The sequence below is a fragment of the Pedobacter sp. AC163 genome, from assembly GCF_979258665.1.
The window spans coordinates 1365645-1377519 of record NZ_OZ409872.1; the positions used below are offsets into that span (position 1 = coordinate 1365645).

An 11875-nucleotide genomic window follows, 5' to 3' on the forward strand; every position below is an offset into this window, starting at 1 on the left:
TATGAGCGAAAAGAAAATCAAAAATATATTTGTCGACGGCCCGGTTTCACCAGAATTTATAGCCAAAAGCATCGCCAACCACAATACTAAAACCGAAATTGGTGGACATAGTATTTTCATGGGACAAGTGAGAAAGGATGAGATTGACGGAAAAATCGTTTCAGCAATTGAATATACTGCATTTGAAGACCTGGCATTAAATAAGATGCACGAAATCAGGGAGGAAATTTTTGACAAATATCCACTGAGTTGCATGCACATTCACCACAGTTTAGGCACAATCAAAGCTGGTGAAATTTGTCTATTCGTATTCACCTCTTCGAAACACCGTAAACCTGCTATCGAGGCCTGCAACGAACTGGTAGAAAGAATTAAATCAGAACTTCCCATCTGGGGAAAGGAAATATTTGCCGATGCAAGTCATCAGTGGAAAGAAAATATTTAAAAAATGGTCAACATCACAAAGAAATCAAATACCTTAAGAAAAGCGATTGCAAGTGCAACAGTTAGAGTTTCCAAACAAGAAACCATCGATGCTGTGGTGCAAAGAAAAGTACCTAAAGGTGATGTGTTCGAATTCGCCAGAGCAGCCGGTTTATTTGGTGTAAAACGCACTAGCGATGTCATTCCGGATTGCCATCCACTTCCTGTAGAATATACTTCCATTACTTTTGAGATTAAAGAGATGGAAATTGAGATTTTAGTTGAGGTGCATACCATTTACAAAACAGGTGTTGAAGTAGAAGCCATGCATGGAGCTTCGGTTACGGCGCTAACGATGTATGATATGCTGAAGCCCATCGATAAAGGCATCGAAATTAGAAACATCAGGCTACTTGAGAAATCTGGTGGAAAATCAGATTTAAAAAACAAAAAATTCGCTGAGCTTAAAGCTGCTGTGGTCGTTTGTTCTGACTCGATTTTTCAAAAGCAAAATGAAGATTTATCGGGCAAAGCAATAATTGCCAGGTTGGAACAGTTTGCAATAGAAACCTTAAAGTACGATGTTGTGCCCGATGATGTGGATGCAATTAGAAAGGTGGCTATTGAACTTTCTAATGATCAACACCAGTTATTGATTTTCACTGGCGGCACGGGTTTATCGCCACGTGATGTTACACCCGAGGCCATTACGCCACTTTTAGATCGCGAAATTGAGGGCATTATGGAAACCGCCAGGCGCTACGGACAAGAGCGAATGCCTTATGCCATGCTTTCACGCGGTGTTGCTGGCTTTATTGGAGATACGCTGGTACTGACTTTGCCAGGATCGAAAAACGGAGTTGAAGAAACAATAGATGCACTTTTCCCACAAATACTACACTTATTTAAAGTTAATAAGGGGCAAAAACACTAATGAACGACAGGTTTTTATCCTTCGCCTTTAAAAAATTCAATTGCTTCTTTAATATTTCCATCGGTTAGCAAATCATCGAAACGGTCTTGCTTTGAAACCGTAATATCGGGAACAATATTTGGATGATAAACGCCATTTCTATCACTGTAATAAGAAGTTGTTAAGGCCATTGTCGCATCAAATGGAAGCGGCCAGTAAATATTAGCGGTTGTGGCACCGTAGGTAGCTTCTCCTATAAATTTAGTATTTGGCCTCCCTTTAAATGCAAACGCTGTTACCTCTCCAGAGCTGGCCGTGAAGACGCCTGTCAAAACAGCTACCTTTGATTGATCTAACAATGCTCCGTTTGGTCTAATGTATGACATCTTCTTATTTCCAAATAGATAGTTGCCCGCTCTTAATTCATCTACACTTTGGAGTTTCTTATTCACATCCATTACGCCCCAAATTTTATTATCTCCCAGAAAATCATACAAAGCCAAAAGCATTGGCATAGAATTTCCGCCGGTATTGAAACGTAAATCAACTATCCAACCTTCAATTTTATTATTGTTTTTAATAGCGGCTATCTGGTCATACATCGGCTGAGAAATTTTGTGAATGTTTTCGGCGCTCAAATCGAAAAAAACCATTGCAGGCATTAGAATGTAGCCATATTTTTCTCCAATCACTTTTGCCTCAAAGGCAGGCTTACTATCGTACTTTTTCTTCCATTGCTCGCTGTAAGCATCTTTCGAAACTATTTTACCTTTTGCGGCATACTTTTGTTTTTTGTAATAAACATTACAATGAGTTGCTCCAATTTGCTTAAATAGAAGCGGTAGTTCATTTAATGATTGATTAAAATTGCCGTAAGAGGTTAACTTTTTGTTTGTTTCAGATTCAACTGCTGACCAATCTACGCTTCCCTTATGTAAGTATTTCTTTTTTAAGGCAGAAAAAACTTCTTTATAAAATATCGCAATACTATCCTGGCTTGTCTTTTTCTGAGCCTTTAAATTAAGAGAAGCGCTTAAAACAAATACCAGCAACAAATTTTTTTTCATCAATACTTACTCAAAAGATTAATCAGTGTTCAGCGATTATAAAACGATCAACGCAAAACCGCAGAACTTTATGAATCAGACGATTTTTTTGAAAGAATGGTTGCAAGTTGTCTTCTGCAAAGCTTTTCAATCGTATAATACAATGATCAACAATAAGCTACCTCACTTCGAAAGAATAGCTACCGGCTGAAATATTGATGTTATTAGCAATCAGCTTTCCGTTTAAGTATACTTTTTTTCCATTGGTAACAGGAATTTCAACACTAGCTGTAGCATTCGCCGGAACCTTAACATCGTACTTAACACCCTTGGCATTCCGCTTCCATGACGATAAAATGGTGCCGTAAGTGCTCTCGTGACTGGCCGTAAAATGATCTAAACCTGTAACAAAATGTGGTCGTAAAAGAATGTTTTTAAACCCAGGATTTTGTTCATCAATTTTGATTCCGCCAATCCCTTTAAAAAACCAGGCACCTATTTCACCAAACATCATATGGTTATCAGAAATATCTCTTGTGGCTTTCATATCCCAGTTTTCGAGCAAGGTAGTCGCACCGTTTACAATCCACCAACCCCAGCCCGGGTAAGTATCCTGCGAGGCCAGCTTGTAAGCCGTTTCGGCTTGTCCATTGTCGCTTAGCGCATTTAAAACCGCTTTGGCCCCTAAAACGCCAACATCTATGTGCATACCATCTGCAGCTACTCTTTTCGCCAAATTTTCGGCAACCCGCTGGCGATCGGTATCAGCTACTATATTCCACTGCAAAGCCATACTCAATTCTGTTTGCACACCCGAACCGTAAATTCCCGTTTCCGAATTGAAGTACTTATCATTGATGGCTTTTTTTATTTTTGCCGCCAAGGCGCTATAGGTTAAATAATCGTTCTGGTGATGAAACAGTTTTGCCGTTTTCGCTAAAATATCAGCATCAACATAAAAATAAATCGATGAAGTGTACTCCAGGTTCGATGTAGATTTTACGGGCACCCAATCTCCCCTGCCAAAACTTGTTAAACCATCCTTACTTGTGCTGTTGATATAATTTACATACTGTTTAATGTTTTTATAATTATCTGCAAGCGCTTTAGTATCGCCATAAAACTGGTAAATATTCCAGGGAATGATGGCAATAGTGCTGGTCCAATCGGTTCCATTTGCAGTGCCGTAACCCCATCCGCCTGTTGGAATGATATCTGGTAAAACACCGTTTGGCTGCTGCTCATCGCGGTGGTCAGCCATCCATTTCTCATAAACTGTTACGGCGTCGAAATTGTACAGGCCGGTTTCTACAGCAAAGTGCCCGTCGCCCGTCCATCCGTTCTTTTCCCGTTGAGGACAATCCGTTGGAAAGCCAAATAAATTTGATAAATAGGAGTTGTTTGTTGCCCACCAAATTTTATCAATTAATGGATTTGATGATGAAATTTTACCTATCGCAGGTACATCGCTGTGCATAAAATAAGCCACTAAACTTTTTTCTTCCAACTTAATAACCTTGCTCGAGGTAACCTCAACATACCTAAAACCTTTGTAATTAAACAAGGGCATAAACTCTTCTTCGCCACTGCCTTTTAAAATAAAAATATCAGTCTGGAAGGGATCTTTGTCATCTTTAGGGCGATAATAAACATCGATGTTAGATAAGTCTGCACGACCATTCGAATCCAACCTTTCTGCATGTTTTAACCGAATTACTGTTCCTTCTGGTCCTGATACTTTTAGTTTTGATACGCCGGCGATGTTTCTTCCCAAATCAAAAAGATAGGTGGTATCATTAAATTTGCGCAGTTTTTTTGTCTTTATTTCCTCTACGTTCCGAATGGGATGCATGCTTTGAGCCACAATTTTTCTGGAAGGAGAAGCCCTTAAAGTGATACCTTTCCATTTCGAATCATCAAAATCTACGGTGTTCCAGCCTTTTTGTTCCAGGCGGGCATCGTAATGTTCGGCGGTGTAAATGTTGTTCGATATAATGGGGCTCAAACTCGTTTTCCAATCATTACCCGAGGTTACGATATCAGTTGAACCATCGGTGTAAGTAATCCGAAGATCGAGGCAAAAAGTCGGCCGTGCTCTCCACGGTGCTTTATCAAAATTCCAAACCGCTAATGCCTGATGATTGTACCAGCCATTCCCTAGCAACACACCAACCGCATTTTTTCCCTGTTTAAGCTGTGCTGTAACATTATAAGTTACATATAAATTTCTTCTATCGAAACGGGTATACATGGGATCTAAACGATGATTACCTACCTTTTTGCCATTTAAATAAAGTTCGTACAAACCCGATGCAACAATATAGGCCCTTGCCGACTTGATTTGTTTACCGGAATCAAAAACCTTTCTGAAATACGGTGCCGGTCTGGTATCAACGTCATTTCTGTCGCTAATCCAGGTGCCTCGCCAGTTTTCCATCCCCATCATACCTGTTTCAAAACTTGAAATCGTTGAAGAAATCAGTTTATTATCTTTGTCAGCTACCAAAACCCTCCAGTAATACTTTGTAAACGGCCGCAAAGCCCTACCCTTGTAAACCACTAAGTTGCTGCCTGACGATATTTTACCCGAATCCCAGTTAACATTAAGCTTCCCAGTTAGGTTAAGCGAATCAGTGCCCACAATAACTTGATAGCTCAATTGCAAAGCGCCTCTTCTATCGTCATTCATCTTCCACGATAGCCTTGGCTCTGGATTATCAATACCAATGGGCCGCACCAAATGATCACATTGAAGACCAATTATTTCTGCCGCTGCAACAGCTTGTACTGTCAGCGTGAGTATGAACGAAAGGAGAATTAATTTGCTTACGGATTTTTTCATCGTTTTTGATCCAGCTATTTGATGCCTGATTAGTTTGATTTGGTTAATAAAAGCTTGATGGAAAATATAGGCTCAAGAGCAAATAAAATCACATCAATCGTTTTAGCAATGGCTCGAATATAAAAATATTAAACTCAATTATCTTCCAACTATCGATAATAACGATTGTCTCTTTTTTGTTTCAATATCAAAACAAGACTTAATAATTCTTTATGCGAATCCATTACCGAGCAAGGCATAATAAAAAAGCAAGCTTACAAAAACAAAATAAAACAACCCGAAAACGATGACTGGAACTTTGTTTTTGATTCTGAAAATCCATACGAAGGCAGGCAAAAGTTGTAAAGCGTGTAAGCCAAAAAAATGTGCTATTCTTAAATCTCCATGCTTTATGCTCCAGTTAAAAAACCAAATTCCCTGCCCACCATCAGGAGCGCCAACGGTATGCGCCATCCGTTGACCGATAAAGCCACCCTGAAAAGCAAAAAAAATAGAGATAAGTAACCCTAATCTAATGGCCCAAACCATAGTTTCGGGTAATGCTGATGATAACGGTTTAAAAAACCGGATCGATAAAGCGAGCGAAAATATCGTTTGTAAAACGATGACAACCCCCATCAATGCATATAATATGATATTATAGGTGCCTGTCTGATTGAAGTGAGATAGCTCGCCCCTCGCCGCCTGAGTGGCAACGCACAGCATCTCGAAGCTCATTGCAAAAACAGTAAACTTGACAAAATATTTTTTAATCTTCTCTCCCTCGATGTAACCCAGCAATACCACCCAGGTAAGCGAATAAATGGCTATGGAAAGCGCAAACTTAAGTGGCTTAATCCATAAATTGATGCCCAGCACTACCCGGTTTTCAAAGGGCAATAGTACCAGGAAAAACAGGGCCAACAACAGGTGAATAACACCACAATAAAATAATAACTGAGTAGCACTTTGGCGATGCCTGATTAAATTCAACAATGTTTTCATTGGGGCAAAATTGCTTAAAAGAAGAGCATTCAAAAATAACCTAGGTTACTTATTTCCGGTCGACGTTTTAAATTTTCCTGCCCGCAATATTTCTCCTGATTCGACTTAAACTTTGAGGGTGTATGCCCAGGTAGGTGGCCACATGTTGGATCTGTATTCTTTTCAATATTTTTGGGTAGGCTTTAATAAGATTAAGATATCGCTCTTCTGCAGACAAATTGGCGAGATCATATCGGGAGCGCCCAATACTAATAAAAAGGTTTTCGGCAATCAATCTTCCAAAGCGCTCGAACCTGGCACCCAGTGAATAAAGCTCCTGCATATCGTCATAGCTGAGGCAATAAATTTCAGTATCTTCCAGGGCTTGGATAAAACTGGCCGAAGGTTGCCGCGTCAAAAAGCTTTCATAGTCACCAAGCCACTCGCCTTCAAAAGCAAACCAATGGCTTTGTTCGCCTTTTTCAGTGACGGTGAAATATCGCAATCCGCCACGATTGATAATAACCATAGACTTGCAAATATCTCCGGTACTGAGGATAAATTCATTCTTCTTTACATTTCGCCGTTTAAGGCGTTTCATGAACAGAAGGAGTTCCTCCTGATCAAAATCAACCAGTTCAGTCAAAGCACTGATGACATTTTCGTCCATAAACCGCAGCTACGTTTTGTGTAAAGATAAAATGTATTTATGATAGATCATCAATCAAAACTCCTTAATAAAGCGGATGGATTTACAATCTCAAATTAACAGTTATCAAAACTTTTAAACGGATGACCACCCAATGTCCTGACGCTACTTACCAGGCTTTCTGCTGTTGAGAACTAACTGAGCTACGAGTCCATTTTGTTTATACCTTCGCCTTTTATTTTAAATGATCTAATTAACGCATCCCAATAGACATTTAAAAAACAATGAAATTTAAAAACATCCCAATCTATTCCGGATTTGTTGCAATCCTGCTGCTATCCGCGTGTTCGAAAAAAACCAACATTACAGACGAGCCAACCCTCCCATCCAAACCACCTACAACCTATTCCATTACCGAAACTTTCGAATCTGGTACTAAAGGTGCCTACGCATTAGACAGTGTTCAGCTCTTAACAGGGAAATGGACTATGAGTGATGCACTAATCGGCAACCTTGCCGCCGATGCCAAAAACGGTGCAAAATCGGTGAGGTTGAGAACGGGTTACCTCTCCATGAACTTTGACATCGCAGGCGCTAAAATGATTTATGTTTCTCATGCCAAATACGGTACAGATACCAACTCCATCTGGCAACTTTTGGCCTCCACGGACGGTGGCAAAACCTACGCCCAGATGGGTGCAGATATTGCCGAAACCAGCACTACCCTGATAACCGATTCGTTCAAAGTAAGTACCACCGGTAAAATTCGTTTTCAGATTAAAAAAGCCGGTACCACAAGAATCAATATTGATGACATTATCTTTAAAGGCACTGGCGATCCAGGCATTACGGAAGGTGCACCTGATACTGATCCTGCAGATAACGGAAACTCCACTAGCCCAACCCCTGGAAGAGGAACACCAGAAGCTGGTGCCGATGCCCCACCTGCTGGAGGAGATAATTCCAACTTATTATTTGGCAATCCTTCCGGCGCCCTCGCTTCAGTTGTCTCCGCAGAGAATTATCTGATTGATCAAAAATATTATGTAGAAAGTTATAGCATGACCCGCGGTATTCCGAACTGGGTAAGCTGGCATTTAGATCCAAATAACTTCAATGGAACGGCAAGCAGAAAAGATGATTTCGCTTCATACACCGGACTCCCAACAAATTGGTACCAGGTGCAAAGCAATAGCTATTCTGGCTCTGGTTTCGATAGAGGGCACAATTGTCCGAGCGGTGACCGCACCAGTTCCAGCACTGCCAACTCCGCAACTTTTTTAATGACCAACATGATCCCGCAAGCACCAAATAACAACCAGAAAACCTGGGAATCGTTTGAAAGTTACCTTCGTGGCCAGGCATTAAATGGTTATGAAGTTTATGTGATTATGGGAAGCTATGGCACCGGTGGCATTGGTTCGGCAAGCGCATCGGTAGTCAATACCATCAACAGCGGAAAAGTAACTGTTCCGGCTAACGTGTGGAAAGTGGCTGTACTTTTGAAAACAGGTGATAACGATTTAAGTCGTGTAACTTCTTCAACCAGGGTAATTGCCATCAATACACCCAACATTAACAGCACCAGTGCAAGCTGGAAAGATTACATAGTATCCGTAAGAGACATCGAAGCAGCTACAGGCTACAACTTGCTTTCTAACTTACCGCAAAACATCCAGGATGTAGTGGAAAAGGTGAAAGATCCAGGAAACTAGTACATAAAAATCTTTTTCTAACTGCAGAGGCTGTCTCATAAATCAGTTTATCTTTGAATCTTGTCACGTTGAGCTTGTCGAAACGCCTCAAAAAGCATATTTCGCAAGCCCTTCGACAGGCTCAGGATGACATTTTTTATTTATGATACAGCCTCTTTCACAGTCAAGCTGAATAGTAATCGATATTTACTTGCCTGATCATCCATCACTATTTGGATAAAGTGATTAATATTTACCTTAAGGAATAAATATTTGAAGCTGTCCCTTCATCAGCTGATGAAAACGCTGGCTAAGAAACATTACTCACTCATCATAAAATTCGCAATCCTTGCGAAGATAAGATCGTGGATGCTAGAACCGTCGATGCGGTAAAATTCACCCATTCTTTTTTGTATGTAACCTTTAAAAGATTGATTAATCATAATTCTATATAATCCTTCTTCACCTTTAACACCACTAATCACGACCACTTCACTCCCGATTTTTAATTCTTTTAACGTTGTTGCTGCCTTGAAATTCATAAGGCAAAAATTACTAAATTATTTAGCATAAAGAAAATTGTTTATCAACATAGTCTAGAAAATAATAAACCTACAGGGTTTAGAAAGTTGGTTCACAATAAATCTCTTTGCTGCGAAATTTCTTATCTTTAACTCCATTAGCTATGGAAAAATTAAGTCTACAGTTTCTCTTCTATGTGCTCTTAGCGCTCCAAACTATCGTTGTGCATACTCGAAAGCCTTATCACTTGAAGATGCCATCGACCAACTGTGCTGCTATTAATTCAAGTTTCTTTGTATCATTTTAACCTTTGGTCCGCAAAAATTTAAACATGAAATATGTATTCATTTTACTCCCAATATTTTCGTTCAAATCTAGAGCACACAAACTTAGGTGTTAAAACAGTGGTAGTGTTTGCAGGTGCAAACCATAGAAAATACATGCAGGATATTTTCAGCCGCATGCCCGGGGTAAGAGTTCAAAATATTAATGAGGTTAAATGATCACCAAGAAAAATTGAATATAGCAAACACAAAATAATAACATACCTGAGATCAACCAAACGGGCGGGGATTGAAACCCTTACTATACACAATTAATATAATATGGAAAATAAAAGTGACGATATACGAGGAGCGATAAAAATTTTCATTGCAAAACGCTTCAATTTGCACATTGATAAGGCCAATGAAAGTGAAGTGGTGGATTCGATTTCAAGAAACTCCATCTTTGTAGGTGGCCCACTCTGGACACTTATCTTTGCGATCATTATTGCATCTGTAGGACTGAATGTGAATTCCACAGCAGTGATTATTGGTGCAATGTTGATTTCACCGCTAATGGGTCCAATAATGGGTATAGGCCTTGGAATTGGAACGAATGATTTTGACCTCGTTAAAAAGGGAGGAAGAAACTTACTCATTGCCACGATCATTAGCATTATTACTTCAACCATATATTTTTATATTACCCCGCTACACGAGGCGCAGAGCGAACTGCTAGCCAGAACCACTCCTTCTATTTGGGATGTATTCATTGCTTTTACAGGAGGACTTGCAGGAATTATAGCCGCCACAAGGAGAGAAAAAAGTAATGTGATACCGGGCGTAGCTATAGCAACAGCGCTGATGCCGCCACTTTGTACAGCTGGCTACGGCCTTGCAATGGGCAATTGGCTTTATTTTTTTGGTGCGCTTTACCTGTTTTTTATCAATAGTATTTTTATCTGTATCTCTACTTATCTTATTGTACGTTTTTTAAAGTTCGATAAAAAACATTTTGAAGACCCCGGGGTAGAGAAAAAAGTATCGAGATATATCCTTATCAGTGTTCTTGTCACTATTATTCCAAGCATTTATCTCGCTTATGGCATTGTACAGAAAAGTATTTTTGAAAGCAATGCGCAGACTTTCATTCGTGAACAGTTTAATTTCAAAACAACACAGGTGATTAACCGAAACCTTCGTTACTCAAAAGGCGAAAAAGAGATAGACTTGTTGTTAATTGGCGCCGAACTTCCACAACAACTTATAAATACTTTAAAAGGTAATCTTAAAAAGTATAAGCTGGAAGGAACGAACTTAAAAATAAGACAAGGACTTAACGCCCGGCAAGAAATTGATTTCTCACAAATAAAGGCGAGTATTATGGAAGATGTTTTTAAAAAGGAACAACAACCCGGTAAAACTGTCAAAATTGATAAATTTTCTCAGCCGTTGCCAGAGATTAGGGCCGAATTGATTCCCCTTTTTCCAGAAATCAAGAGCTACGTACTTTCTCATGTCGTAATCAACCGGTTGGATACGCCAGTTAAAGATACATTAACACTTTTTAGCGCCGAAGTTTCGAAAATACCTACAGCTACAAACCAGCTCCGCATACGTTCGTGGTTAAAAGAAAGACTGAAGGTAGATACTGTTAAAACGATATTTGAACCGAAATAAAATATTTAGCGGATAACAAATCATCGTTAGGAGTTACGTAATACCAAAAAAAAAGCTAATTGCAAGTTTGATATTTTTTTAATTAGCTATCTATTATATTTTCTTTGCATTGACAAACCTTAAGCTCTTAAAAACCATATTTAGGGTTTGAACGATGCTACGCATATTCAGGTTTGATGACCAACAATTTCCGAATTTCAATCCATCAAAAAAGCCAAACAGATAACATTGCATTAATATCCTGGTAATACGTCGCAGGCATCTTTGTGCCGACAAGCACCTGGTGGAAAATTCTTTAAAAAATTGGCAAATAAAGCACCAGAACAATCATTCTGGCGACTTAGCAATGCTCTATAAACGCTGGTCGATCTTGCTTCGCGGTTACGCCGAGTACTATCTCAACGATTCTGAAGAAGCCAGCAGCATTGTCAACGATGTGTTTTTACAACTCAGTAGCCAGAAAAACGATATCGAAAATATAAAGGGTTATCTGTTTAAAGCGGTAAAAAATGCCGCACTCAATCAAATCTCCAGCAACAAAAGGAAAAAAATTCAATACCTGGAGAGCCAGGAATTAGCGGTTCTTTCTGATCTTTCGCAACCCGCAGTATTTCCACCTTCCGAATCTGCACAAATGGACTTTCTACAAAAAACCATTTCGCAATTACCACAAAAGCGTCAACTGGTTTTTCGGATGCACCGCATAGAGGGTTTTAGTTACGCAGAAATTGCAGAACTCCTGCAGATTTCGCACCGAACCGTAGAGGATCATCTCGCAAAAAGCATGAGATTTATCCATGAGCAGGCTAAACATTTCTGTAACGAACAGTTAACAGAAGCTTAATCTAGCCAGCCCGTATTTTCTGCTTTCAAATCTGTC

Annotated in this window: 10 protein-coding genes; 5 read left to right on the top strand and 5 right to left on the bottom strand. The window is 39.6% G+C overall.

The genetic code is table 11. The features are described 5' to 3' along the window. Position 1 precedes the first annotated feature (1 nt). Complete coding sequence (locus ACZZZK_RS05685; protein WP_463483292.1) at positions 2–445, top strand: molybdenum cofactor biosynthesis protein MoaE; 444 nt, start codon at positions 2–4, stop codon at positions 443–445. A 3-nt stretch (positions 446–448) separates the two neighbouring features. Further along, the gene (gene moaCB, locus ACZZZK_RS05690) at positions 449–1357 is read left to right on the top strand and encodes a bifunctional molybdenum cofactor biosynthesis protein MoaC/MoaB (protein ID WP_463483293.1); all 909 of its coding nucleotides are present in this window, start codon (positions 449–451) and stop codon (positions 1355–1357) included. A 14-nt stretch (positions 1358–1371) separates the two neighbouring features. Here moaCB and ACZZZK_RS05695 read toward each other — a convergent pair whose 3' ends face one another. The 4 genes from ACZZZK_RS05695 to ACZZZK_RS05710 all read right to left on the bottom strand — a co-directional run bounded on the left by ACZZZK_RS05695 (position 1372) and on the right by ACZZZK_RS05710 (position 6857). Then, the gene (locus ACZZZK_RS05695; protein ID WP_463483294.1) at positions 1372–2403 is read right to left on the bottom strand and encodes a S41 family peptidase; all 1032 of its coding nucleotides are present in this window, start codon (positions 2401–2403) and stop codon (positions 1372–1374) included. A gap of 157 nt (positions 2404–2560) precedes the next feature. Further along, positions 2561–5224, bottom strand: coding sequence for an alpha-L-rhamnosidase (locus tag ACZZZK_RS05700; protein ID WP_463483295.1), 2664 nt, complete (start codon positions 5222–5224; stop codon positions 2561–2563). Between the two features lie 210 nt (positions 5225–5434). Further along, positions 5435–6208 (bottom strand): hypothetical protein, encoded by a 774-nt coding sequence (locus ACZZZK_RS05705; RefSeq protein ID WP_463483296.1) that lies wholly within the window; start codon positions 6206–6208, stop codon positions 5435–5437. 67 nt (positions 6209–6275) lie between these two features. Continuing rightward, positions 6276–6857: a Crp/Fnr family transcriptional regulator gene (locus ACZZZK_RS05710; protein ID WP_463483297.1), complete on the bottom strand. Its 582-nt coding sequence runs from the start codon at positions 6855–6857 to the stop codon at positions 6276–6278. A gap of 263 nt (positions 6858–7120) precedes the next feature. Here ACZZZK_RS05710 and ACZZZK_RS05715 point away from each other — a divergent pair, with 263 nt between their 5' ends. After that, entirely contained in the window at positions 7121–8551 is a 1431-nt protein-coding gene (locus ACZZZK_RS05715; RefSeq protein WP_463483298.1) for a DNA/RNA non-specific endonuclease, read from the top strand. Between the two features lie 299 nt (positions 8552–8850). On the opposite strand, the gene ACZZZK_RS05720 is transcribed toward ACZZZK_RS05715, so the two are convergent. After that, on the bottom strand, positions 8851–9072 hold the full coding sequence (locus ACZZZK_RS05720; protein ID WP_463483299.1) for a hypothetical protein: 222 nt from the start codon (positions 9070–9072) through the stop codon (positions 8851–8853). Between the two features lie 585 nt (positions 9073–9657). Between ACZZZK_RS05720 and ACZZZK_RS05725 the strand changes: the two genes are divergently transcribed. Next, positions 9658–10995, top strand: a complete 1338-nt coding sequence (locus tag ACZZZK_RS05725; RefSeq protein ID WP_463483300.1) for a TIGR00341 family protein — start codon at positions 9658–9660, stop codon at positions 10993–10995. A 283-nt stretch (positions 10996–11278) separates the two neighbouring features. After that, the gene (locus ACZZZK_RS05730; protein ID WP_463483301.1) at positions 11279–11839 is read left to right on the top strand and encodes a sigma-70 family RNA polymerase sigma factor; all 561 of its coding nucleotides are present in this window, start codon (positions 11279–11281) and stop codon (positions 11837–11839) included. The last annotated feature ends 36 nt before the right edge of the window (positions 11840–11875 follow it).

What these genes read in the sequence shown, in the direction of transcription:
- ACZZZK_RS05705 (WP_463483296.1), bottom strand. Translation starts at nt 6,208, where the DNA reads ATGAAAACATTGTTGAATTTAATCAGGCATCGCCAAAGTGCTACTCAG.
- ACZZZK_RS05695 (WP_463483294.1), bottom strand. Translation starts at nt 2,403, where the DNA reads ATGAAAAAAAATTTGTTGCTGGTATTTGTTTTAAGCGCTTCTCTTAAT.
- ACZZZK_RS05700 (WP_463483295.1), bottom strand. Translation starts at nt 5,224, where the DNA reads ATGAAAAAATCCGTAAGCAAATTAATTCTCCTTTCGTTCATACTCACG.
- ACZZZK_RS05715 (WP_463483298.1), top strand. Translation starts at nt 7,121, where the DNA reads ATGAAATTTAAAAACATCCCAATCTATTCCGGATTTGTTGCAATCCTG.
- moaCB (WP_463483293.1), top strand. Translation starts at nt 449, where the DNA reads ATGGTCAACATCACAAAGAAATCAAATACCTTAAGAAAAGCGATTGCA.
- ACZZZK_RS05725 (WP_463483300.1), top strand. Translation starts at nt 9,658, where the DNA reads ATGGAAAATAAAAGTGACGATATACGAGGAGCGATAAAAATTTTCATT.
- ACZZZK_RS05720 (WP_463483299.1), bottom strand. Translation starts at nt 9,072, where the DNA reads ATGAATTTCAAGGCAGCAACAACGTTAAAAGAATTAAAAATCGGGAGT.
- ACZZZK_RS05685 (WP_463483292.1), top strand. Translation starts at nt 2, where the DNA reads ATGAGCGAAAAGAAAATCAAAAATATATTTGTCGACGGCCCGGTTTCA.
- ACZZZK_RS05710 (WP_463483297.1), bottom strand. Translation starts at nt 6,857, where the DNA reads ATGGACGAAAATGTCATCAGTGCTTTGACTGAACTGGTTGATTTTGAT.